General features: G+C 61.2%; 23 protein-coding genes. 9 read left to right on the forward strand and 14 right to left on the reverse strand.

The window, feature by feature from the left end:
* Nucleotides 1–4: 4 nt before the first annotated feature.
* Nucleotides 5–634, reverse strand: a complete 630-nt coding sequence (locus PSH94_RS24860; protein ID WP_305435971.1) for a fimbria/pilus chaperone family protein — start codon at nt 632–634, stop codon at nt 5–7.
* A 196-nt stretch (nt 635–830) separates the two neighbouring features.
* Nucleotides 831–1,490 (reverse strand): DUF1120 domain-containing protein, encoded by a 660-nt coding sequence (locus PSH94_RS24865; protein WP_305435972.1) that lies wholly within the window; start codon nt 1,488–1,490, stop codon nt 831–833.
* A gap of 445 nt (nt 1,491–1,935) precedes the next feature.
* Between PSH94_RS24865 and ppx the strand changes: the two genes are divergently transcribed.
* The gene (gene ppx, locus PSH94_RS24870) at nt 1,936–3,438 is read left to right on the forward strand and encodes an exopolyphosphatase (protein WP_181076365.1); all 1,503 of its coding nucleotides are present in this window, start codon (nt 1,936–1,938) and stop codon (nt 3,436–3,438) included.
* 65 nt (nt 3,439–3,503) lie between these two features.
* On the opposite strand, the gene ppk1 is transcribed toward ppx, so the two are convergent.
* The gene (ppk1, locus tag PSH94_RS24875; RefSeq protein ID WP_253509761.1) at nt 3,504–5,726 is read right to left on the reverse strand and encodes a polyphosphate kinase 1; all 2,223 of its coding nucleotides are present in this window, start codon (nt 5,724–5,726) and stop codon (nt 3,504–3,506) included.
* Nucleotides 5,727–5,744: 18 nt separating this feature from the next.
* Nucleotides 5,745–6,758, reverse strand: coding sequence for a porphobilinogen synthase (hemB, locus tag PSH94_RS24880; RefSeq protein ID WP_181076362.1), 1,014 nt, complete (start codon nt 6,756–6,758; stop codon nt 5,745–5,747).
* A gap of 207 nt (nt 6,759–6,965) precedes the next feature.
* Here hemB and PSH94_RS24885 point away from each other — a divergent pair, with 207 nt between their 5' ends.
* Nucleotides 6,966–7,601, forward strand: coding sequence for a DedA family protein (locus tag PSH94_RS24885; protein ID WP_181076361.1), 636 nt, complete (start codon nt 6,966–6,968; stop codon nt 7,599–7,601).
* Here PSH94_RS24885 and PSH94_RS24890 read toward each other — a convergent pair.
* Nucleotides 7,582–8,817: a sterol desaturase family protein gene (locus PSH94_RS24890; RefSeq protein ID WP_181076359.1), complete on the reverse strand. Its 1,236-nt coding sequence runs from the start codon at nt 8,815–8,817 to the stop codon at nt 7,582–7,584. The genes PSH94_RS24885 and PSH94_RS24890 overlap by 20 nt on opposite strands.
* Before the next feature lie 116 nt (nt 8,818–8,933).
* Between PSH94_RS24890 and elbB the strand changes: the two genes are divergently transcribed.
* Nucleotides 8,934–9,602 carry an isoprenoid biosynthesis glyoxalase ElbB gene (gene elbB / locus PSH94_RS24895; protein WP_305435973.1) on the forward strand — a complete coding sequence of 223 codons (669 nt, stop codon included), beginning with the start codon at nt 8,934–8,936 and terminating at the stop codon, nt 9,600–9,602.
* 23 nt (nt 9,603–9,625) lie between these two features.
* On the opposite strand, the gene PSH94_RS24900 is transcribed toward elbB, so the two are convergent.
* Together PSH94_RS24900 and PSH94_RS24905 are read right to left on the reverse strand one after the other, a co-directional pair.
* On the reverse strand, nt 9,626–10,081 hold the full coding sequence (locus PSH94_RS24900; protein ID WP_181076357.1) for a YaiI/YqxD family protein: 456 nt from the start codon (nt 10,079–10,081) through the stop codon (nt 9,626–9,628).
* 2 nt (nt 10,082–10,083) lie between these two features.
* Nucleotides 10,084–11,979, reverse strand: a complete 1,896-nt coding sequence (locus PSH94_RS24905) for an FTR1 family protein (RefSeq protein WP_305435974.1) — start codon at nt 11,977–11,979, stop codon at nt 10,084–10,086.
* A gap of 266 nt (nt 11,980–12,245) precedes the next feature.
* Here PSH94_RS24905 and PSH94_RS24910 point away from each other — a divergent pair, with 266 nt between their 5' ends.
* From PSH94_RS24910 to PSH94_RS24925, 4 genes are read left to right on the forward strand one after another with little or no spacing between them, the layout of a single operon-like run.
* Nucleotides 12,246–13,643, forward strand: a complete 1,398-nt coding sequence (locus PSH94_RS24910; protein WP_305435975.1) for a COG3014 family protein — start codon at nt 12,246–12,248, stop codon at nt 13,641–13,643.
* Nucleotides 13,644–13,653: 10 nt separating this feature from the next.
* Nucleotides 13,654–14,025, forward strand: a complete 372-nt coding sequence (locus PSH94_RS24915) for a YcfL family protein (protein WP_181076354.1) — start codon at nt 13,654–13,656, stop codon at nt 14,023–14,025.
* A 29-nt stretch (nt 14,026–14,054) separates the two neighbouring features.
* Nucleotides 14,055–14,642 carry a penicillin-binding protein activator LpoB gene (lpoB, locus tag PSH94_RS24920; protein ID WP_181076353.1) on the forward strand — a complete coding sequence of 196 codons (588 nt, stop codon included), beginning with the start codon at nt 14,055–14,057 and terminating at the stop codon, nt 14,640–14,642.
* A gap of 3 nt (nt 14,643–14,645) precedes the next feature.
* Nucleotides 14,646–15,386, forward strand: coding sequence for a penicillin-binding protein activator LpoB (locus tag PSH94_RS24925; RefSeq protein ID WP_305435976.1), 741 nt, complete (start codon nt 14,646–14,648; stop codon nt 15,384–15,386).
* Nucleotides 15,387–15,459: 73 nt separating this feature from the next.
* On the opposite strand, the gene PSH94_RS24930 is transcribed toward PSH94_RS24925, so the two are convergent.
* The 3 genes from PSH94_RS24930 to PSH94_RS24940 all read right to left on the reverse strand — a co-directional run bounded on the left by PSH94_RS24930 (nt 15,460) and on the right by PSH94_RS24940 (nt 18,656).
* Entirely contained in the window at nt 15,460–16,092 is a 633-nt protein-coding gene (locus tag PSH94_RS24930; RefSeq protein WP_181076351.1) for a LysE family transporter, read from the reverse strand.
* Between the two features lie 87 nt (nt 16,093–16,179).
* Nucleotides 16,180–16,746, reverse strand: coding sequence for a mechanosensitive ion channel family protein (locus PSH94_RS24935; protein WP_181076349.1), 567 nt, complete (start codon nt 16,744–16,746; stop codon nt 16,180–16,182).
* Complete coding sequence (locus PSH94_RS24940) at nt 16,746–18,656, reverse strand: ATP-binding cassette domain-containing protein (protein WP_253509766.1); 1,911 nt, start codon at nt 18,654–18,656, stop codon at nt 16,746–16,748. The genes PSH94_RS24935 and PSH94_RS24940 overlap by 1 nt, the downstream gene beginning before the upstream one ends.
* 50 nt (nt 18,657–18,706) lie before the next feature.
* On the opposite strand from PSH94_RS24940, the gene PSH94_RS24945 reads away from it, so the two are divergent.
* Nucleotides 18,707–19,174 carry a TIGR02444 family protein gene (locus PSH94_RS24945; protein WP_305435977.1) on the forward strand — a complete coding sequence of 156 codons (468 nt, stop codon included), beginning with the start codon at nt 18,707–18,709 and terminating at the stop codon, nt 19,172–19,174.
* Here PSH94_RS24945 and PSH94_RS24950 read toward each other — a convergent pair.
* The gene (locus PSH94_RS24950) at nt 19,171–20,226 is read right to left on the reverse strand and encodes an AlgP family protein (RefSeq protein WP_305435978.1); all 1,056 of its coding nucleotides are present in this window, start codon (nt 20,224–20,226) and stop codon (nt 19,171–19,173) included. The two genes, PSH94_RS24945 and PSH94_RS24950, sit on opposite strands and share 4 nt — an antisense overlap.
* A gap of 192 nt (nt 20,227–20,418) precedes the next feature.
* Here PSH94_RS24950 and PSH94_RS24955 point away from each other — a divergent pair, with 192 nt between their 5' ends.
* A complete protein-coding gene (locus tag PSH94_RS24955; protein ID WP_305435979.1) occupies nt 20,419–21,096 on the forward strand; it encodes an FKBP-type peptidyl-prolyl cis-trans isomerase in 678 nt (225 codons plus the stop codon).
* 52 nt (nt 21,097–21,148) lie between these two features.
* Here the strand turns inward: PSH94_RS24955 and rsd are convergent, their stop codons facing one another.
* The 3 genes from rsd to PSH94_RS24970 all read right to left on the reverse strand — a co-directional run bounded on the left by rsd (nt 21,149) and on the right by PSH94_RS24970 (nt 23,812).
* Entirely contained in the window at nt 21,149–21,607 is a 459-nt protein-coding gene (gene rsd / locus PSH94_RS24960; RefSeq protein WP_305435980.1) for a sigma D regulator, read from the reverse strand.
* Between the two features lie 205 nt (nt 21,608–21,812).
* On the reverse strand, nt 21,813–22,334 hold the full coding sequence (locus tag PSH94_RS24965) for a disulfide bond formation protein B (protein WP_181076340.1): 522 nt from the start codon (nt 22,332–22,334) through the stop codon (nt 21,813–21,815).
* 236 nt (nt 22,335–22,570) lie between these two features.
* On the reverse strand, nt 22,571–23,812 hold the full coding sequence (locus PSH94_RS24970; protein ID WP_305435981.1) for a heme biosynthesis protein HemY: 1,242 nt from the start codon (nt 23,810–23,812) through the stop codon (nt 22,571–22,573).

A 23,812-nucleotide genomic window follows, 5' to 3' on the forward strand; every position in this document is an offset into this window, starting at 1 on the left:
TTGATCAACCCTCGTCGGCGCTGACCGACGCCTGGTAACTGTCCGCCGAAAAGCCGTAGACCGTGGCCGGCTGGATCTCGACAGCCGACACGCCTTCCAGGCGCCCCTCTACCGTTGCCGTCAGCACTTCGCCCGGCAGGATATAAGTGCGGGGCAATGTCGCCAGGGCCTTGTGTGGCAGCAGCAGCACCTCCGGCGCCAGGCGCACGACGTAGGCACTGTCATTGGACACCACGAGCTGCTCCGCCGAGCGCTTCCACTTCAGCAGTTCCCAGGGAGAGTGGTGCACCGCAAGCCCGCGCGGGTGCAGGATCAGCGGTAAATTCTGGCGCAAGGTGATACCGATGGTCGCACCGCCCGCTGCACGGGCCTGGGGGATACCTTCGAAAGACACGCGCTTCAACCGCTGGGTTTTCAGAGGCGCCGTGGCGGTGCTGATGAAGCGCACCAACTGGGTTTCACCTGCCTCCACCCGCGAAATGGGCGGCGTCACCACCAGCAGCGCTTCCCTGTCTTCGGGCACGTTTTCAATGACGGCGTGTAGCAGCGCTGGCGCCGCATCGGTATTTTTAATGTTGATTGTGGCCTCGCCCTGCTCTTCATGAAGCACAACTATTGTAGTTTCCGGCAACATACCGTCAGCTACCGCAGCGCCGGTAACCCACAGGCACAAACCGGCACATAACACGCGCGCACTATTTATTATCGAAAGACTAAGCACTCAGTGTTCCCCGCGTCGTTCAAGTTAACTATTGGCCGTCGAGCGCCCACACAAAAACAGTCGAACAGAAATACCGAAGGTGTCTGATCGACTGTTTTTAAATCGCTTTTTAGATGTAACTCAGCTCAAGCGTCGCACGCCCATCAATGACGGTATCGCGACCCAGATCCAAGTCCTGCCCCTTATTGATGACGGCCCTCACTTCCAGGGTTCCGGTCAATTGGGTGATCGACGCCGGAGTCACGGTCGCGCCATTGCGCCACGAGTACTGGCTGGGCGACTGGGCAACCTTGCCGTCCGAGTTCTGCCAGGTACCCGTTGTACCGACACGCATGATGGGATAAAGGGTGGTGCTGGACGTACGCAGGTCCTTGAGGTTAATCGCGAAACCGCCGGTCTTGCGACCAGCTACGGTGCCCAGGCCATAGTTGTGCGCCTCGGTATAGCCCGTACCCAGAGCCCCCAGGATGCCCGTCACCTTGCTGCTGGCCTGCAGATCGACGAATCTCAAGCCGAACTTGGCTGGAGTGGTGCCGCAACTGACACTCAGGGGCGCGGTTTTTGGCGACAGTGGGTTGAATGCCGTTGGCAGCAATGAGCCGGAAGGGATATTGCCGTAGTCAATAATGCCACCTGCGCTCAGGCTGAGATTACATGCGGCCGGTTTGATCGTACCCCTGACGATCAGTTCGGCGCCGGTGGTTGCGTGAGCATTGAGGGCCGCAGCCAGGCATGCGATCCCGAAAGTCAATCCAACAATTCTTTTCATAGTTGACCTGTCACTTAAAGTTGTCAGGCGCATTTATTGTTGTAATCAGGAAAAACAACAAATAAATAACGCCACGGCAAAATTGCCGAGTGACAGTCTGTTCCTTTAGCAACGGGGCGAAAAATAAGACGAGACTTCAATAACTGTGGGAGTGATAAAAATAAATCGTCGGCTTAAAGCCCCACAGCAGTAGGCTTAAACAAAACAACAAACGGGACACTGTCCTTCCAGCTGTAGGTGAAATCATAAACAGCACTATCACCCGTCAAAGTAAAAGATTCCTACGACACCGAACGAAGACGTAACAGAGTTACGAAAGGAAGACCTATAGGTCCTACGGCAAGTTCTTACAGACCGCCTCTGTGACATTCCCGCAGCGCTACGCGTTGGCGTCAGCGGTCGATCGTGGCACGATGGTCAGGTTATCGACCGAGACCCCCAAACCATGCCGCAATCCCAAGCCAAGAATCTGTCCCTGATCGCCGCCATCGACCTGGGCTCCAACAGCTTTCACATGGTCGTGGCCAAGGCCCAGAACGGTGAGATCCGCATCCTCGAACGGCTCGGCGAGAAAGTGCAACTGGCTGCCGGGATCGACGATGCCCGCCAGCTCAATGAAGAGTCCATGCAGCGCGGCCTCGATTGTCTCAAGCGCTTTGCTCAATTGATCAACGGCATGCCGCTGGGCGCCGTTCGAATCGTCGGTACCAATGCCCTGCGCGAAGCGCGCAACCGTGTCGAGTTCATCCGCCGCGCCGAAGAGATTCTCGGCCACCCGGTGGAAGTCATCTCCGGTCGTGAGGAAGCACGCCTGATCTACCTCGGCGTGTCGCACACCCTCGCCGACACTCCCGGCAAACGCCTGGTGGCGGACATCGGTGGCGGCAGCACCGAGTTCATCATCGGCCAGCGTTTCGAACCGCTGCTGCGCGAAAGCCTGCAGATGGGCTGCGTCAGCTACACCCAACGTTATTTCAAGGACGGCAAGATCACCCCGGCGCGCTACGCCCAGGCCTACACGGCGGCGCGCCTGGAGATCATGAGCATCGAGCACGCGCTGCACCGCTTGACCTGGGATGAGGCGATCGGCTCGTCCGGCACCATCCGCGCCATCGGCCTGGCCCTCAAGGCGGGTGGGCATGGCACCGGCGAGGTCAACGCCGAAGGCCTGGCGTGGCTCAAGCGCAAGCTGTTCAAGCTGGGGGATGCCGAGAAGATCGACTTCGATGGCATCAAACCCGACCGCCGCACGATTTTCCCGGCCGGCCTGGCGATTCTGGAAGCGATTTTCGACGCCCTCGAACTGCAACGCATGGATCATTGCGACGGCGCCCTGCGCGAAGGCGTGCTGTATGACCTGCTGGGGCGCCACCACCATGAAGACGTGCGCGAACGCACCCTCAGCTCATTGATGGAGCGTTATCACGTCGACCTGGAGCAAGCGGCCCGTGTTGAACGCAAGGCGCTGCATGCCTTCGACCAGGTGGCCGAGGACTGGGACCTGCAGGACGGCGTCTGGCGCGAACTGCTGGGTTGGGCGGCGAAGGTGCATGAAGTGGGCCTGGATATCGCTCACTACCATTACCACAAGCACGGCGCTTACCTGATCGAGCACTCGGACCTGGCCGGCTTCTCCCGGGAAGACCAGCAGATGCTCGCGCTGCTGGTGCGCGGCCATCGCCGTAATATCCCCAAGGACAAATTCGCGGAGTTCGGTGACGATGGCATCAAACTGATTCGACTGTGCGTGCTGCTGCGCTTTGCGATCCTGTTCCACCACATCCGCGGTACCCAGGAAATGCCCCAGGTAAAACTGCGGGCCGATGGCGACAGCCTGGAAGTCATGTTCCCCAAAGGCTGGCTGGATGAAAACCAGTTGACCCAGGCCGATTTTGCCCAGGAAGCGGAGTGGCTGACGCGGGTGGGGTTCAGTCTGAACCTGCGCTAGAGAACACCGAAAATAAATGTGAGAGGGGGCAAGCCCCCTCCCACATTTTCAGACACTATTGTCTGCTAGTTCACCGCCAGAATCGGGCTACCCAACTTCTCCAACAACGTCGCCTGCGCGCTGCGCGGGTTCTGGTTGCCGGTCGGGGTGTTGCGCACGTAGCGCCCGTCGGACTGCAGGCTCCAGCTGTGAGTGTTATCGGTCAGATAACTTTCCAGCTCCTTCTTGACCCGCATGATCAGCTTCTTGCCTTCCACCGGGAAACAGGTCTCGACGCGCTTATCGAGGTTGCGCTCCATCCAGTCGGCGCTGGAGAGGAACATCTGCTCTTCGCCGCCGTTGAGGAAGTAGAACACGCGGGTGTGTTCCAGGAAGCGGCCAATGATCGACCGCACATGGATATTGTGCGAAACCCCGACGATCCCCGGACGCAGGCAGCACATGCCACGCACCACCAGGTCGATGCGCACGCCGGACTGGCTGGCCTTGTACAGCGCACGAATGATTTTCGGGTCGGTCAGCGAGTTGAACTTGGCAATGATGTGCGCCGGCTTGCCGTCGAGGGCGAACTGGGTTTCGCGGGCAATCATGTCGAGCATGCCCTTCTTCAGCGTAAACGGCGCATGCAGCAGCTTTTTCATGCGCAAGGTCTTGCCCATGCCGATCAGCTGGCTGAACAACTTGCCGACGTCTTCGCACAAGGCGTCGTCGGAGGTCAGCAGGCTGTAGTCGGTGTAGAGCTTGGCGTTGCCGGCGTGGTAGTTACCCGTGCCCAAGTGGGCATAGCGCACGATTTCGCCGGCCTCGCGACGCAGAATCAGCATCATCTTGGCGTGGGTCTTGAAGCCCACCACGCCGTAGATCACCACCGCGCCTGCGGCCTGCAGGCGGCTGGCCAGTTGCAGGTTGGACTCTTCGTCGAACCGCGCACGCAGTTCGATAACAGCGGTGACTTCCTTGCCGTTACGCGCGGCGTCTACCAGCGCATCGACGATTTCCGAATTGGCGCCGGAGCGGTACAGGGTCTGACGCACCGCCAATACATGGGGGTCTTTGGCGGCCTGACGCAGCAGGTCGACCACCGGCGTAAACGACTCGAAGGGGTGCAGCAGCAGAATGTCCTGCTTGCTCACCACGCTGAAAATGTTCTCGCTGTTTTGCAACAGCTTGGGGATCTGCGGAGTGAATGGCGTGTATTGCAGCTCCGGGTGGCTGTCCAGGCCGGTGATGCTGAACAGGCGCGTGAGGTTGACCGGGCCATTGACCTGGTACAGCTCGCTCTCGCCCAGGTTGAACTGCTTGAGCAGGTAGTCCGACAGGTGCTTGGGGCAGGTATCGGCCACTTCCAGACGCACCGCATCGCCGTAACGCCGCGAAAACAGCTCGCCGCGCAGCGCGCGCGCCAAGTCTTCGACATCTTCGGAATCCAGCGCCAGGTCGGCGTTACGGGTCAGGCGGAACTGGTAGCAGCCCTTGACCTTCATGCCCTGGAACAGGTCATCGGCGTGGGCGTGGATCATCGACGACAGGAATACATAGTTGTCGCCAGCGCCCCCCACCTCTTCCGGTACCTTAATGATCCGTGGCAGCAAGCGCGGCGCCGGGATGATCGCCAGGCCGGAGTCGCGACCGAAGGCGTCGATGCCTTCCAGTTCGACGATGAAGTTCAAGCTCTTGTTGACCAGCAACGGGAACGGGTGCGTGGGGTCGAGGCCGATGGGGGTGATGATCGGCGCGATTTCGTCGCGGAAGTAGCGACGCACCCAGGTCTTGATCTTGGTGGTCCAGTGCCGGCGACGGATAAAGCGGACCTGATGTTTTTCCAGTTCCGGCAGCAGAATATCGTTGAGGATCGCGTATTGGCGATCCACATGGCCGTGGACCAGCTCACTGATGCGCGCCAGGGCCTGGTGCGGCTGCAAACCGTCGGCACCCGCCTGTTCACGGGCGAAGGTGATTTGTTTCTTGAGGCCGGCGACGCGGATCTCGAAGAACTCATCCAGGTTGCTGGAGAAGATCAGCAGGAATTTCAGCCGCTCCAGCAAGGGGTAGGACTCATCCAGCGCCTGCTCCAGCACGCGGATGTTGAATTGCAGTTGCGACAGCTCGCGGTGGATGTACAGGCTGCTGTCATCCAGGTTGACCACCGGCGCCACCGGGGCCGGCACCGGCACTTCAGCGGCGACGACGGGGGCGAGCGGCTCATGTTCCGGCGGCGTCTCGGTGACTTGCTCCACCACCGGGTGGGCGTCTTTTACGGCAACTTCGGAGAGTCCTTCGGTATTCATCGAGTGTTCCTGTGAGGGCTATTGTTGCTCTCTAAGCAATTGGGCGGCGCGGGCGGCAAAGTAGGTCAGAATGCCATCAGCCCCGGCACGTTTAAAGGCAGTCAGGGATTCAAGGATCACCCCTTCACTCAACCATCCATTCTGTATTGCAGCCATGTGCATGGCGTATTCGCCGCTGACCTGATACACGAAGGTCGGCACCTTGAATTCCTCTTTGACCCGGTAAAGGATGTCCAGGTACGGCATCCCGGGCTTGACCATCACCATATCCGCCCCTTCGGCCAGATCGGCGGCCACTTCGTGCAAGGCCTCGTGGCTGTTGGCCGGGTCCATCTGGTACGAGGCTTTATCAGCCTTGCCCAGGTTCAACGCCGAGCCCACCGCATCGCGGAACGGGCCGTAGTAGGCGCTGGCGTACTTGGCCGAATAGGCCATGATCCGCACGTTGACGTGGCCGGCCAGCTCCAGGGCCTCTCGAATCGCCTGGATGCGGCCATCCATCATGTCCGACGGCGCCACCACCTGCGCGCCGGCCGCGGCATGTGACAACGCCTGCTTGACCAGTGCATCGACGGTGATGTCGTTCTCGACATAGCCGTCAGCGTCCAGGATGCCATCCTGGCCGTGGGTGGTGAACGGGTCCAGCGCCACGTCGGTGATCACTCCCAGCTCCGGGAAGCGTTCACGCAGTGCACGGGTGGCGCGCTGGGCTATCCCGTCCGGGTTCCAGGCTTCGGCAGCATCCAGGGACTTGAGTTCAGCGGGAGTCACGGGAAACAACGCCAGGGCCGGAATCCCCAGCTCAACCCAACCGGCCGCCTCTTCAAGCAGCAGGTCGATGGTCAGTCGCTCTACGCCAGGCATTGACGCCACCGCTTCGCGGCGGTTCTCACCGTCCAGCACAAACACCGGCAGAATCAGATCACCGGTCGTCAGCACGTTTTCACGAACCAGGCGGCGAGAAAAGTCATCACGGCGATTGCGACGCAGACGGGTGGCGGGGAACAGGCGATGGGCAGGGGTAAAGCTCACGACAGACTCCTGAGCCCGGGTTCACGGGCGAGCGTTGCAGTTATAAGCGGCCATTATGACGAAGGAATGACAGTTGTGCTTATCGATGCGACCTGTAGTCGCATTCGTCGTTTCCGTAGGAATTGTTCACTTCGTGACACATCTCGATACTTTCATGAATGTTCGCGAAGGCGTAGGCTGCGCGTTCATTTCGCCAGCACCCAGACCATGCTTCAACAATTTCTGCATGACTTCGGCTACTTTGCCCTCTTCCTCGGCACCTTCTTCGAAGGCGAAACCATTCTGGTGCTCGCAGGCTTTCTGGCGTTCCGTGGTTACATGGATATCAATCTGGTGGTGGTCGTTGCCTTCTTCGGCAGCTACGCCGGCGACCAGCTCTGGTACTACATGGGGCGCAAGCATGGCCGCAAGCTGCTGGCGCGCAAACCGCGCTGGCAATTGATGGGTGACAAGGCACTGGAACATATCCGTAAGCACCCGGACATCTGGGTGCTGAGCTTCCGCTTCGTCTACGGGCTGCGCACCGTGATGCCGGTAGCGATCGGGCTGTCCGGCTATCCGCCGCTGCGCTACCTGATCCTCAACGGCATCGGCGCCGCGATCTGGGCGGCCGCGCTGGGCGCAGCGGCGTACCATTTTGGCGCGGTGCTCGAAGGCATGCTGGGCAGCGTCAAGAAGTACGAGCTGTGGGTGCTGGGCGCGCTGCTGGTGCTGGGTTTCGGTCTGTGGCTGCGCCGTCGCTTCAAAAATGCGCGTATCGCCCGTCAGGCCTGCGCCGACGCGCAAGCCCAGCGCGCTGCCGAACCGGTGCCGAGCGAGCAACCTAAGACACCAGTCGAGTAAGCCGGCTTCTGCAGCAGTAAAGGCCGATCACGCTGAGCAGGCTGTAACTGGCCAGTCCCAGCCAGGCCAACGGGCTTGCCGGCCACAGCCCGACCAACGGCGCCAGCCATACCAGCGGCACGTTCAGCGCCAGGCGCACCAGCTCGGCCGTCAATGCCCAGGGACGATTCTCCAGGGCCACGCCCAAGGCAAACAAGCCCAGCGCCATCGCGCCCCAGCCCAGGATCAGCGCTGCCGTGGGCAGGCCTTGGCCGACGTTCATCAAGTAACTGCCAAAGCCTGCGTAGGCCACAAATTGCAGGGCCACGTACACCTGCTGACGTACATCCAGCGGCACCTCGAACTTGCTGAACTGGCTCAGGTCCGGCTTGGCCAACGGGTACTTGGCCTTCACGTCCGCCGGGCGCCAGCCGGTACGCATGAACCAGATGCGTAGCTTGTCCCATAGGCTGTGCGTGCGCCGCGCATCGCTGCACAGTTGGGCATAGAACTGCAGGTTGGCCCACAGCGGGTTCCAACTGGCCAGCGGCGTGGTCACGCCGAAGATCACCGGTTCGTTTTCGTCCTCTTCCTGGAAGCTGCCGAATAGACGGTCCCAAATAATGAACACCCCGCCGTAGTTGCGATCCATGTAGAGAGCATTCTGCGCATGATGGGCCCGATGATTGGACGGCGTGACGAAGAACCACTCGTACCAACCCAGCTTGGGCACATGCCGCGTATGCACCCAGAATTGATACAGCAGATTGAGCGACGCCACGCTGATAAACACCACCAACGGCACACCGAGCACAGCCAGGGGCAGGTAGAAGATCCAGCTCAGCAAAAAGCCCGTGCTGGTCTGGCGCAGGGCAGTGGTGAGGTTGTAGTCCTCGCTCTGGTGATGCACCGAGTGTGCCGCCCACAGGATGTTGCGCTCATGCCCCAGCCGATGCAGCCAGTAGTAGCAGAAGTCATAGAACACGAACGCGAACAGCCACGTCCATGGGCTCTGCGCCGGCAACTCCAACAGCGCCAGATGCTCAAGGGCAAAGGCATAGGTCAACACACCCACACCCTTGGTCAACAGGCCCGTGGTGGTGGACAGCACACCGGTGCTCAGACTGTTGATGGCATCCGCCACCCGGTAATTGCGCTGGCCGCGCCAACGGTCGGCGAGCAATTCCACCACGATCAAGGCAATGAAAAACGGTACCGCGTAAGGCACGAAGTCCATGGGCAAGTCCGGTCTATTTTTGTTACATCAAGATTAGGTGCAGTGCTGTGAGATCCCATTGGCAACAGGTTACAAATTAGTAGACATTTAACGCCAAGAACTCAGGAGAAACGCCCATGAGCAAAAAGATTGCAGTGATCCTTTCCGGCTGCGGCGTGTATGACGGCGCAGAGATCCAAGAAAGCGTGATCACCCTGCTGCGCCTGGATCAGCGCGGCGCTCAGGTCCAATGCTTTGCACCCGATATCGCCCAACACCATGTGATCAATCACCTGACCGGCGAAGAAATGCCCGAATCACGCAATGTACTGGTGGAGTCGGCGCGCATCGCCCGTGGCGAGGTGAAGGACATCAGCCAGGCCAATGTCGACGACTTCGACGCACTGATCGTGCCCGGCGGGTTTGGCGCGGCGAAGAACCTGTCGAATTTTGCCAGCGAAGGCACCGCCTGCAGCGTCAACCCGCAGGTACTGGCGTTGGCGGAGGCCTTTGCCGAGGCGAGCAAGCCCGTCGGGCTGATCTGCATCTCGCCGGCCCTGGCCGCGAAGATCTATGGGCCGGGCGTGACATGCACCATCGGTAACGATCCCGATACCTCGGCCGCCCTCAATAAAATGGGCGCTACCCATCAGGAGTGCTCGGTAGAAGACATCGTCGAGGATAAACCGCGCAAACTGGTGAGCACGCCCGCCTATATGCTGGGCAAGAACATCAGCGAGGTGGCGTCAGGCATCAACAAACTGGTGGATCGCGTGCTGGAGTTGACCCACGAGAACGATGAGTGAGCGCCTGATCGCTACAGGCCCGCTCACTCCTGACGCATCAACTGCGTGAGGATGCGATCCAGCGCGTTGGCAAACGCCTGCTTGTCCTTCTCTCCATGGGGCGGTGGTCCGCCGCCCATCTGGCCCTGTTCACGCAGGTCGGTGAACAGGTTGCGCACCGCCAACCGTTCGCTCATGTTTGCCGGGCTGAACTCCTTGCCTCGCGGGTCCAGCGCCGTGACGCCCTTTTTCACCAAACGATCAGCCAGCGGTACGTCGCTGCAAATCACCAGTTCGCCGGGCACCGCATGTTCCACCAGGTAGTCATCGGCGGCGTCCGGGCCGCTCGGCACCACGATCAATTTCACGCAGGAAAAGCCAGGCTTGATCTGGCTCTGCCCGGCTACCAGCACCACTTCGAACTGGCGCTTGAGGGCGAACTTCACCACCAGGTCCTTGGCCGCGCGTGGGCACGCGTCGGCATCGATCCACACGCGCACGTCTAGACCGCCACTCGACGTCTTTCGGCCAGGCGGCTTCGGCCGTACAGCACCACAATCGCCAGGATCGCCACCACCTGCGCACTCAGCGAGTAGGCGTCGGCGTGGATGCCCAGCCAGTCGAAGTCAAAGAACGCCACCGGCCGCGTGCCGAAGACACCGGCCTCCTGCAATGCCTTGACGCCATGCCCGGCGAATACCACCGACAGCGCGCACAGCAGCGCCGCGTTGATACCGAAGAACAGCGCCAGCGGCAGCTTCGCCGAGCCGCGCAGGATCACCCAGGCCAGGCCCACCAGCAGCACCAGCGCCGTGGCGCCCCCCGCCAGCACCGCGTTATGTCCGGCCGGACCGGCTTGCAGCCATAGGGTTTCGTAGAACAGGATCACTTCGAACAGCTCGCGGTATACCGAGAAAAACGCCAGCACCGCAAAACCAAAGCGCCCACCGCCGCCTACCAGGCTGCTTTTGATGTAGTCCTGCCAGGCCGCTGCGTGGCGTCGGTCGTGCATCCAGACCCCCAGCCACAGCACCATCACGCTGGCGAACAACGCCGTGCACCCTTCCAGCAATTCACGCTGGGCGCCGCTGACGTCGATCACATACGCGGCCAGTGCCCAGGTAGCCAGACCGGCCAACAGCGCCAAACCCCAGCCCGCGTTGACGCTGCGCACCGCCGACTGCTGGCCGGTATTACGCAGGAAGGCCAGGATCGCCGCCAATACCAGGATCGCCTCCAGGCCTTCCCGCAGCAGGATCAGCAAACCGGAGATGTAGCTCAACGACCAGCTCAGGCCATCGCCACCGAGCAAATCGGCCGACGCGGTGAGCTTGGCCTTGGCGACGTCCAGGCGCTGTTGCACTTGCTCGATCGGTAGCCCGTCCTGCAACGACTGTCGATACGCCATCAACGCCTTCTCGGTGTCCTTGCGCACGTTGGCATCGACGTTGTCCAGAGAGCTTTCCACCAGCTCGAAACCTTCCAGGTAGGCGGCTACCGACAGGTCGTAGGCTTGGTCGTGATCGCCATTGCGGTACGCGGCGAGGCTTTTGTCCAAGGTCGTCGCGGTGTAGTCGAGCAACTGCGCCGGGCCGCGCTTGACCTGTGGCGGCTGCGCGCGCTGAGCGCGGAAGGTCGCGGCAGCAACGGCGCCGTCGGCGGCCAACACTTCATTGGGTGTACGCCGGGCCAGGTCAGCGAGGTTGAATGGCTGCTCGCTCTTGGCGGCCGCCGGGTCGGCGGTAAACCCGGCGATGTAGGTGGCCAGGTCCCAACGCTGACGGTCGTCCAACTGATCGGCGAACGCCGGCATGTCGGTACCTTCGACGCCCAGGCCCAAGGTGTTGTAGATCGCGTAGAGGCTCAGGCGATCCAGCCGCGCGGCATCCCGTAGATTCGCCGGCGGCGGCGTAAGGCCCACGCCCGCCGGGCCATCGCCGGCGCCGGCGGTGCCGTGGCATACCGAGCAATGCTGGGCGTAGAGCGGTGCGCCACGCGTCGGGTCAGGCGTAATGGCCGGGGCCTGGCTCACTTCATAGGCCACCGCCAGCTTGGCGCCCAACTGCCGGGCCTGACGGGCAACGGTGGCACCGTCCTGACGAGCGGTCACCGCCGCGCGCAGTTCTTCGACGCCCGTTACCAGCTCGGCGCGTTCCGGCTTGGCCGGCAAGTCCGCCACCAAACCTTGCAACACCCCAAGAAACTCAACCTGCTCGCGGTATTCCGAGGTGTCCACCACCCTGCCCGCGTCCACGGTCGGCGGGTAATCAGCACCGATGTAGTCCAGCAAATGCAGGGCTTGGGGCGCGCCCTCGGCCGTCGCGGCCAACAGGTTGAAGCTGCACGACATCAACGCCGGCAACACCAGCCAGGCGAGAAAACGGTGGGGGGCAGTCATGAATGAATCTCAAAGGGAAATACGAAGTAACACATTGTTTAACGATAAGGGATTTGACTCAAGCCGTTCGTGACCTGGAACACCTGAGCGCATCGGTTTACGTGTTCAGTAGTGGCATTCTGTGGAGCACATCACAGCAAAAAGCCATTGTTTTGCCAGCTATGGCGCCTATAATGCCGCGCCCTGTTAGTGCGAAAGGGAATGTCATTGCCGTTTTTTATGCGCAATGACCACATTGGCTGACTACTTTCAGGGAAGAAATCTGCATGGCATTTCGCGCCTTAACTCCGCTTGCGCTCGCGGCGGTGACCTTGCTGTCCGGCTGTTCGATGTTGCGCAGCTACGACACCGAGCTGCAAGCCACTAACCAGCAACTGGCCACCGGCAACGTCGATGCAGCATTGAATCTGCTGGAGAAGAACAACACCGGCGAAGACAAAGACCTGCTGTATTTCTTCGAAAAAGGTGAGCTGCTGCGCGCCAAGGGCGACCTGACCGGCAGCCAGACCGCCTGGCGCAGCGCCGACCTGCAAGTCTACAAATGGGAAGAGTCGGTCAAGTTCGACAGCGCCAGGTACCTCGCCCAGTTCGGTAGCTTCCTGGCCAACGACAAAGTGCGCCGCTACGAAGGCTACGACTACGAAAAAGTCATGCTGACCACCCAGATGGCTTTGAACCTGCTGGCGGTGAACGACTTCGACGGCGCCCGCACCGAGATCAAGAAAACCCACGAGCGCGAAGCCGTGATCGCCGATCTGCGCGACAAGGAATACCTCAAGCGCGAAGACGAGGCCGAGCGCCAGGGCGTGACCACCCAGCTCAAAGACCTCAATGGCTACCCGGTGGCGGCCCTGAACGCGCCGGAAGTGGTCGGCCTGAAAAACAGCTACCAGAGTGCGTTCAGCCACTACCTGGCCGGCTTCGTCTACGAAGCCCTGGGCGAAAAAGACCTGGCCGCGCCCGGCTATCGCAAGGCGGCCGAGCTGCGCCCCAATACCCCGCTGCTGGAGCAGGCCTTGCGAGACCTGGACAAATCCAAGGTCGGCGCCAATGAAACCGACGTGCTGATTGTGGTTCAGAGCGGCCTGGCGCCGGCCCGCGACTCGATCCGCCTGCCGTTGCCGATCCCCATCAACGGCAACCTGGTGATCACCCCGCTGTCGTTCCCCGTGATTAAGGCCGACACCTCCACCGCCACCTTCGCTCAGATCGGTGTCGACGGCCAGCAACAGAACCTCACCGCGCTCAACAGCACCACCGCCATGTCCCGCCGCGCCCTGCGCGACGACATGCCGGGGATCATCCTGCGCACCACCGTACGCGCAGTCAGCCGTGGCGTGGCGCAGAACAACCTGAACAAGACCAACCCCATGGCGGGCCTGGTACTGGGCATCGCTTCGGCCGTGACCGAGGGCGCCGACACCCGCACCTGGCGCACCTTACCGGACATGACCCAAGTGACGCGCCTGCGCCTCAAGCACGGCGAGCACCAGGTCAGCCTGCCCAACGCGCTGGGCGGCACGCTGGTGACGGTCAAGGCCGATCAGCGCTATCAGGTGATCACTCTGCGCGTGGTCGGCAACCAAGTGTTTGCCGGTGGCCTCGCGGCCCATGTCGTGCCGAGCAGCACGCCTCAGGCAATCGCCACCCTTAAACAACCGTAAGGAGCACGCTATGCGTCATTTCATCCTCGGCGCTTTGGCGCTGGTCCTGCTCGTCGGCTGCGCCACCCCGCCGCCGCCGGCGCCCGGCAGCGCCGCCAGCAAAATCGTGGTGATGGGCAAGTTCAAGGGCATCGCCGTCGGCGCTATCCGCGTCGCGCGCGAGAACGGCTTCCTGACCGCCAAAGTGCAACTGAGCAACATCACCAGCAGCAACCAGACGATGTATTACCGCTTCGCCTGGCTGGGCGCCGATGGCTTCCCGGTAGGCGACGAAGAGACCTGGAAAGTGCTCAACCTGTACGCCAACCAGGCCACCTTCCTGCCGGCCATCGCCAACCTGCCCCAGGCGGCGGACTTTCGTCTTGAAGTGAAAACCCCTTGAGCCGCTCACCCTTTCTGAGAGATTTCCCCATGTTTGCACGCTTCTCGATGCTCGCCGTGGTCGCCGTCCTGGCCAGCGGTTGCGCCAATACCTCGCCGGTACTCGGCAGCAAGCACATCAACTACGGCGACACCAAGGCCGTGGAAACCGTGACCAACGAGTTCGGCTCCACCGACCTGCAGATGATCGCCGAAAGCATGACCCGCTCCCTGGCGCAGTCCGGCGTGCTGCGAGGTCGCCCGGTGGTGCAGGTGTACGACGTGAAGAACAAGACCAGCGAGTACATCGATACCCGCGAGATCACCACGTCGATCAAGACCCAACTGATGAAGACGGGCACCGCGCGCTTCGCCAGCGACAATACCGACATGCAGAGCCAGGTCGACCAGCTCAAGCTGCAGAACCAGAGCGGCCTGTACAAGAAGTCCACGGTCAGCAAGACCGGCAACATGGTCGCTGCCCAGTACCGTCTGGAAGGCTCCATCAGTTCCATCGTCAAGCGCAGCTCGGACTACAAGGACGTGTTCTACAAATTCAGCCTGCAGTTGATCGACGTCGAGAGCGGCGTGGCCGAATGGATGGACGAAAAAGAAATCCGCAAAACCACGGAGCGCTGAACAATGCGTGCATGGATCGGCATGATCGGCCTGCTGTGCGCCTTTGGCGCCTCGGCCGCGCCGAAGATCGCAGTGACCGACCTGGCCTACGAGGCGCGGGTCGAGGAGTACATCCACCAGGTCTCGGCCAGCGACACCTTTCAGGCCAGCGCCTACCACGCCAGTGGCGCCTCGAATTACAGCGAGTACGAAAGCCGTACCAGCTATATCGAGCAGACCGAGCTGCGTAAATTCAGCGGTGATATCAAGGGGGAGATCCTCAAGTCGCGGCAGTTTCAGCTGGTGCAGGGCACGCCCTATACCGCCGATGCCAAGGGTGACGTCTACGACGTCATCAAGCGCATCAAGGCCGGCCACTTCAAGGGGGCCGATTACGTGCTGTTCGGCACTTTGTCGGATATCGACTTCACCCAGGACATCGACGCCCTGGACCACACCAACAGTTATTCGGCTGTGCTGGGCCTGACGCTGGTGGCGGATTTCAGCCTGATCAACACCCGCACCTACGAGATCACGTCGGCGTTCACCGCCATGGGCGAAGGCCAGGACACTAAACTGGTGAACAGCCGTGACATCCGCGTGAGCTTGAACCGGCCACGGGTGGTGAAGGAAGTGTCCAAAGCGTTGGGTGAGGATGTGGCCAGGCAGTTGGCAGAGCAATTGGGCGGTGGCTATCAGGAACCTGGCCAGCCGACACCGCGTAGCAATCTGCCAAGGGACGAAGCGCCGAAGATTCTGCGCTGACCGTTAATCCTCCAGGCAACACAATGTGGGAAGTGGCCAGCCTCCTCCCACATTCTTGACTCGGTTTGGCCAGTTACGCCGTTGCGCGATGCAGGCTGGCCAGAAACCCCGCCGCTCCCACGAACAACCCGGCAAACGTACGATTCACGCGTTTTTGCTGCGTGGGCGTGCGCAACAGGCGCAACACTTTCGACGCCAGCCCGGTGTAGCCCGCCATCACGATCATATCGACGCTGATCATCGTCGCGCCGATGATCAAATATTGAACCAGCAACGGCGCCTGCGGGTTCACGAACTGCGGCAACACCGCGAGCATGAACACCAAGGCCTTGGGGTTGCTGGCATTGACCAGAAAACCACGGAACATCATCGCCATCGGCTTGCCGACGGGGCGCACGGCCGCATCGTTGGCCATGTCCAGAGGCAAGGCACGCCATTGCTTGATGGCCAGGTACACGAGGTACGCCACACCGAACCATTTGATCGCATAGAACGCGGTGGACGATGCGGCGAGAATGGCACCCAACCCGCCCGCGACCACGGCAATCTGCATCGCCAGGCCCAGTTGCAGGCCGATGGCATTCCAGTAGCCGCGCAGAAAGCCGTATTGCAGGCCACTGGACATCGAGGCGATGGCGCCGGCGCCGGGAGAAAGGGAGATGATCCAACTGGCCAGGAAAAAGGCCAGCCACGTATCGAGTGCCATGACACACCTCGCAGAGAGTTAGCGGTTGTGCCTAAAGCTAACGCCAGCGACCAACGGCTGGCTATCAATTTTTACTCGATATGAACGCTAGCGGTCGCCCGGGAACACATGGGTGCCCGGCCAACGTCGCACCGAGCGCTGGAAGAATAGACTGTTAGGCACCTGCACGATCGCGCTGTCGGTGCCTGCGGCCTCCACTTCGACCAGCGTGGTATAGAGCAGATTGATTGCCACTACCCGCCCCTTGACGCCCGGTTTGTCGACGGTATCCACCAATTCCACAATGTCACCCAGACGAAACGGTCCGACCGTAAAGATCAGAATCGCGCAGAGCAGGTTGGACAACACCGACCACATGGCAAAAAACGCCACGGCGGCGACCGCCACAAACCCCGACAACGCGGTCCACAACACCGTGGCGGACACACCGAGGCGGCCGAGCACGAAGATCAGCGCGCTGCCCATGATCAGCCAGCGCAGGCCGCCCCGCAGCGGCATCAGCAGTTGCGGCGGGAATGGGTAGCGCTCGCCTAGGCGCGTGAGGCCCTTGCCCACAAAGCGCTGCGCCAGGTAACCGGCCAGCAGGATCAACAGGATCTGCGCGCCAATCCACACAGGCTCGACCCACTCTGCCGGCAGTTGCAATGCCTCCATCAGGACAGCGCCTCCAGCTCCGCCTGCAGGGTTTCAAGCAGTTCGAGGGCTTCCATCCAGGCTTCCTCCAATTGCCCTTCGCGCACCTTGAGCTTGGCCTGTTCGGCCAGCAGGTCGCGCAGTTCGTCTTTGCGTGCGGCTTCGTACACGGCACTGTCACCGAGGCTGGCTTCGATTTTGGCCAACCGCTCGTGCACCTTGCCCAGCTCGGCCTCCAACTTATCGGCTTCGCGCTTGTGCGGCGCCAATTGCTGGCGCAACGCAGCGGCGGCCTGGCGCTGGGCCTTTTTGTCGGTCTTGTCCGGGTTGACCGGCGTGTTGCTGGCCGGCGCATTACGCAGGCGGTAATCGGTGAGCCAGCGGGCGTAGTCGTCGAGGTCGCCATCGAACTCTTCGACTTTGCCATCGGCCACCAGCAGGAAATTATCCGTGGTGCTCTTGAGCAAATGGCGGTCGTGGGAGACCACCAACACCGCACCGCTGAACTCCTGCAAAGCCATGGTCAGCGCCAGGCGCATTTCCAGGTCCAGGTGGTTGGTCGGCTCGTCGAGCAGCAGCAGGTTCGGGCGATCCCAGGCGATCAGGGCCAGGGCCAGACGGGCTTTTTCGCCGCCGGAGAAATTCAGCACCGGCTCATCGATGCGCGCGCCACGGAAGTCGAAGCCACCCAGGAAGTCGCGCAGGGTCTGCTCGCGCTCGGTCGGTGCCAGGCGCTGCAGGTGCAGCAACGGGCTGGCCTTGGCGTCCAGGGAGTCCAACTGATGCTGGGCGAAGTAACCCACCACGGTGTTTTCGCCACGGGTCAGGCGGCCGGCCAAAGGCTCCAGTTCACCTGACAGGTTCTTGATCAATGTCGACTTGCCCGCGCCGTTAGGGCCGAGCAAACCGATCCGCGCACCCGGCGTGAGTTGCAGCTTGACCTTCTCCAGGATGGTTTTATCGCCATAGCCCAGGCGCGCGTCAGAAAGATCCAGCAATGGACTGGAGATTTTCACCGACTCGCGGAACACGAAGTCGAACGGCGAATCGACGTGGGCCGCCGACAGCTCTTCCATGCGCTCCAGCGCCTTGATCCGGCTCTGGGCCTGACGGGCCTTGGTGGCCTGGGCCTTGAACCGAGCGATGTAGCTTTCCATGTGCGCGCGTTGCGCCTGCTGTTTCTCGTAGGCCTGTTGCTGCTGGGCCAGGCGTTCGGCACGTGCACGTTCGAACGCAGTGTAGCCGCCGCGGTACAGGGTGATTTTCTTCTGTTCGACATGGGCGATGTTATCGACCACCGCGTCAAGGAAGTCCCGGTCGTGGGAAATCAGCAGCAAGGTGCCCTGGTAGCTCTTGAGGAAATCTTCCAGCCACAGGATCGCATCGAGGTCCAGGTGGTTGGTCGGTTCGTCGAGCAGCAACAGGTCCGAGGGGCACATCAGCGCCTGGGCCAGGTTCAGGCGCATGCGCCAGCCGCCGGAGAAGTCGGCGACCGGGCGGTCCATCTGTTCGTTGGTAAATCCCAGACCGGCGAGCATCTTGCGGGCACGAGCGTCGGCAGTGTAGCCATCGGCGCTGTCCAGCTCCGAGTGCAGGCGCGCCTGGGCGGCGCCGTCCTGAGCTTTTTCGGCTTCGGCCAGGTCGTGCTGCACCTGGCGCAGGCGCAGGTCGCCATCGAGCACGTAGTCGATCGCGATACGGTCCAGGGTGTCGATCTCCTGGCGCATATGAGCGATGCGCCAGTCGGCCGGCAGCAGACAGTCGCCGGAGTCCGGAGTCAGCTCGCCCAGCAACAGCGCGAACAACGTGGATTTGCCGGCGCCATTGGCACCGATCAGGCCGGCTTTGTGACCGGCGTGCAGGGTCAGCTCGGCGTCTTCGAGAAGACGTTGCGGGCCACGCTGTAATGTTAGGCTTTGAAGTCGGATCATAATGGCGGCGGAGTCTACCAGCTTCGTTCGCCGCTGGCTTGGGTGTGACTATGTGCGCTGACCTGTGGAGCTTTGCTCTTTCGATGTATGCCCGCCCGGGCATAGAAGCCGCCTGCCTGCGCCTTCAGGCGCAAGGGGCGGACGTGTGCCTGGTGCTCTGCGGCGCATGGCTGGAACAACGCGGCATTATCCCGACCGCCGAGCGATTGCAGGCGCTCAGGCAAATTGCCGGCCCTTGGCAGACGCAGGTGATCGAGCCGTTACGCCAGTTGCGTGTGCAATGGCGAACGAACGCGCAGCAGGACAAGCCGTTGGCTGCCTTACGGGAACGGATCAAGTCGATGGAGTTGGAGGCCGAACGGCAGTTGTTGATGCGTCTCGAAGAGTTGATCGAAACATGGTCATCTGGCGAGCGGGCAGATCAACAGCACTGGCTGGAAAGACTGGCGGCTGAGGATGCCGCCAACCTTGACCACGACGCGCTGCAGCAGCTGCGCGTCGCGGCCACCGGCACTTAAGAGGCGCTGGTTGGGGCAGCGGTTGGCGTCGCCGATGCAGGGGTGCTGCTGGCCGGTGCGGTTGCAGCGGTGGATGCTGCCGGGGTCGCTGCTGGAGTAGCGGGCTTGGCCGGCGAAGGCTTTGCAGCGGCCGGTTTGGCGGCAGCGGGTTTAGCCGTTGGCTTGGCTGCTGGCTTGACGGCAGTCGTTTTAGCCGCAGGCTTGGCAGCCGGTTTAGCGGCAGCGGTTTTAGCTGCTGGCTTGGCTGCTGGTTTAGCGGCAGCGGTTTTGGCTGCTGGCCTGGCTGCTGGTTTAGCGGCAACGGTTTTGGCTGCAGGCTTGGCTGCTGGTTTAGCGGCAGCGGTTTTGGCTGCAGGCTTGGCTGCTGGTTTAGCGGCAACGGTTTTGGCTGCTGGCTTGGCTGCTGGTTTAGCGACAGCGGTTTTAGCTGCAGGCTTGGCTGCTGGTTTAGCGGCAACGGTTTTGGCTGCAGGCTTGGCTGCTGGTTTAGCGGCAACGGTTTTGGCTGCAGGCTTGGCTGCTGGTTTAGCGGCAGCGGTTTTAGCTGCAGGCTTGGCTGCTGGTTTAGCGGCAGCGGTTTTGGCTGCAGGCTTGGCGGTTGGTTTGGCCGATGGCTTTTTAGCGGTGCTTGCTGCAACAGCTTTCACGGGGGTACGAGCACCCAACGCCTTAGCCACTGCTTCTTTCACACGACCAACGCCCTGGGCCAGCTTCAAGCTTTCCTGAGCATCTTTTTTCAGTTGGGAAATGTAGGCACGGGTTTCGGCCTGGCGATCCTTGAGGGCGTCCAGCAGGTCCTCAAGTTCTTTGACGGCGTCTTTGGCCTTGGCTTGTGCCTTGGCTTTGCCGGCAGTGGCGGCATCTTGCAATTTGGTACGGGATTTGTGCAGCTTTTCTTGCGCCTTACCACGTTGTTTCTCCAGCTTGGCGAGCAGTTTTTCTGCATCAGCCAACGCTTGGGAACATGCGCTTTCCAGATGTTCGAGCAAGCTGCCCGAGAGTTGTTGGAGTAAGTGCAACGGGGTATTAACAGGCTTCTGTTTGGCCGACATGGTTTACCTCCTGGCTGACGTGGGTGCGGCTCATACTAGCCCTCTGCTCTTACCGCCGCTAGCGCATGTTGACAGTATCGATAGCCTTGCGTTGCACCGTACGAAAATTCTTATTGGGATGACGAAAATACCCAGCACTTTTTACCTTTCCACACTGGCATAATCCGTCGCACTTTCGGCTGGAGGATGCCCATGTTGCGCTACCTTTTTCTTGTGCTTGGCCTGGCGATCCCAGTGGCCGGTGCGAGCGAATCATCGCCGTCCAAGACCAACGACCAGGATCGGCACGACCTCGCCTACAGCGTGGGTGCCAGCCTCGGCGAACGCCTGCGTCAGGAGGTTCCCGACCTGCAGATACAAGCCCTGATCGACGGCCTCCAGCAGGCCTATCAAGGCAAGCCACTGGCGCTGGACGCTGCACGCATCGAGCAGATCCTGGCGCAGCACGAGGCGCAGATCGAAGCCGCTGCCCAGATCCCCCAAAGCGAAAAGGCATTGGCCGCCGAGCAACAATTCCTCGCCAAGGAAAAAGCCTCAAAAGGCGTTCGTGAATTAGCGGATGGAATCCTGCTCACCGAACTCACGCCCGGCACGGGCAACACGCCGTCGGCCAATAGTCAGGTTCAAGTGAAATACGTCGGCCAACTGCCCGATGGAACAGTCTTCGACAAGAGCAACCAACCACAGTGGTTTCGCCTGGACAGTGTGATCAACGGCTGGAGCAGCGCGTTGCGACAGATGCCGGTGGGCGCGAAATGGCGCCTGGTGATTCCATCGGCCCAGGCGTACGGCGCCGACGGTGCCGGCGAGTTGATCCCGCCTTATACGCCACTGGTTTTCGAGATCGAACTGCTGGGTACGCGTTCCTGAAGCCAAAAAAAAACGGTGCGACCCGCGCACCGTTTTTATCGCATCCCCCAGGTCAGGCCTGGGCGACGGTTTGTTCCTTGTGCGCGTTGTGCAGCACTTCGATCAGGCAGTCTTCCAGCTCGAAGCGCTCGTGAAGCAGCGCACCCAATTCTTTGAATTTTTCAGCGACGCATTTGCCTTGATCACAGAGTTCGGTAAACGTCAGCAACATCTGGGTAATCACATCGATACGCGGGTAAAGGGTCTTTGCGAAATCCAGGCCACGCTGGTCATCGAACGCTTCGGCCTCTTTGGTGAGTTGGGTGTAAATGCTCAAATGCCCAGCCGACACGTAATCCACCAGTACAACGCAGAAATCCTGCAACGGTTCGCGCTTCTCGGCCAACGCCTCGGGCTCGGCACCTAGCGCATCGAAAGCCCGAATCAGTTCATGGCGTGCCTTCAACCAGCTGTCGATCAGCTTGTGCACCCCACCCCAGCGTTCCCGAGCATTCTTGCAACGTTCCAACATGATGATCTCTCTTCCCTAATAGGGGGCGCTGCCGCCTGATGCCCGCGCTCTTCAAGGAAGCGGGGGCGAAACAAGGCTGCATCTGACAACCGGTTTGAATAACGCGTGCGGGCCAGATTATGCCCGCACGACTGTGGCTTCAAGGTACGCAGGACAGAAAGTTCATACAAGTGTTTAATCCCGTCCTACAAACCACCGCCGGGTTTTAATGCCTCGCAGGGTGCAGGCCTCGCCTGAGCAGCAGCCGTGAAAACTGCATGATGCCCAGGATCAGCATTCCCACGAAAAACAGCAGGCTCCACTCAGGGAGGCTCAAATCAAACAGCGTCCAGCTGATTTCCATGCAGTCGACGGTGCCTTTGACCGCCAGCTGCAGCGCCTGCCACCACGAAATATCTTCGAGCATGTGGCTGGCGTTCGGCCAACAATTGGCGGCCTGCCCAGGTGCGGAGTTTTGCAGCAAGACCTGGCGCACGGCGGTGGCCGCCCCCAGTAATGCACAGCCCATGCTCGCCACGCCGTACACGTAGATGATGGGACGCCTGGGGTTATGGAGCGCGGCCACCAGATTGACCAACGTGAACGCCGCTAGAAATACGCGCTGCATTTGGCACAGAAAACACGGGCGCAGCGAGGCTCCGAATTCGAGGTAATAGGAAGCGCCCAACGTCAGCGTACCCGCCATGAACGCCAGAAAAAACAAGGAACGTGAAGGGGCCAAAGACATGCTTTATCCGCATCGCGAAAGACAGGTGGCTACGGTAGAGGAAAGGCCTGACTCCTTTCAATACGCGACAGATCAGCCGATTCCGTGAGCGCTTAAGGAGATCCCGCCAGAACCTGGAAGACTTTAAGCCACTGTGTGTAGGAGGCTGCCGCCAGCAACGCCCGGCCGAGTTTTGACCTCCCAGAAAGGGCTGACGCTCAGACGCATCTGAGGCAGCCCTCGGCTCTGTTCCTACATCAAACTCGCGCGGGAACTGGCAAGGGGGACGCCAGCAGACGGCTATCCAGCAAGCCCAGGCCTTCCTGGAACAGTTGGTTGCTGCGCTCGGTATCCCCCAGTTGCGCCAACAGGCGTGCCAGTTCGGCGCAGGCCTCGGGGTTGCGCTGCACCTGCAGGCTGCGTTCGAGGTAGTCGCGCGCCTTGCCCCAAAAGCTGTTCTGCAGACACAAGCGACCCAAGGTCAGCAGCAGGCTGGCGTCGCCTGGATGCTCCTTGAGCCGGCCTTCGGCAAACTTCAACTGCCGCGCCGAGTCACTGCCGCGCAGAAGGCCGTACAGTCGCATCAGGTGGCTGTTGTAGTCGCGTTTGATCGCTGCGCGCAGGGCCTCCTCGGCCTTGGCGTCTGCGCCCAACTGGCGCAACTGTTCGGCATAGGCCAGCACCAACTGTGGTTCCTGGCGCTGGGCGGAGGTGAGTTGTTGCCAGGCGCGCTCCAGCGACTGCAACCCCGCCTCGCCCTGCTCTTCGCGCTGAGCAGCCAGGCTCAGGTTCTCACCCCATGCGCGACGTTCCAATTCGGCCAGTTCAGCGGCGGGTAACACCTTGTCCTTACGCAGTTCCGGCAGCAGCCGGATCACTGAGGACCAGTCGCCACGCTGCTGATGCAAGCGCTGCAATTGGCGCAGGAGTTGCGCGTTATGCGGGTGGCGCTCATGCATCGCCTGCAGGGTGACCAGGGCCCCGTCCGTGTCGCCACGGTCCAGTTGCAGTTGGGCGTGGCTCAAGGCGACCGCCAATTCAGCCTGGGGCTGACGCTCAAGGGCCCGCTCGAGCAAGCCGTCGGCCTCTTCGTAGCGCCCCTGCTCGTTGGCCGCACGCGCGGCGCCGAGATAGTAGAGCAACGGTTGGCGCTCAGCTTCGGCAGCCCGATGCAAATGGCGTTCAGCGCTGGCCCAACGTCCCTCGGCGAGGTCCATCTGGCCCTGCTCGATAGCAATCTGCACACGACGGCTGCGGTTACGCCGCGACCAGGGGTTGACCACACCGCTCGACGTGGTGACCAGGCTCAGCGCCACGCGGATCAGATAGATTGCCAGGGCGATGCCACATACCGCGATCAGGGTCGCCCAAAGGCTCGACTCGTAATGCAACACATGGGGGTAGGTAATCAGCACGTAGCCGGTGTGTTTCGAAATGCCCACGGCCAGCGCCAGGGCGATGGCAATCGCCAGCACCAGGATCACATAGAAACGCTTCAT

Origin of the sequence: Pseudomonas sp. FP2254 (assembly GCF_030687695.1) — a bacterium.
GTDB lineage: Bacteria > Pseudomonadota > Gammaproteobacteria > Pseudomonadales > Pseudomonadaceae > Aquipseudomonas > Aquipseudomonas quebecensis.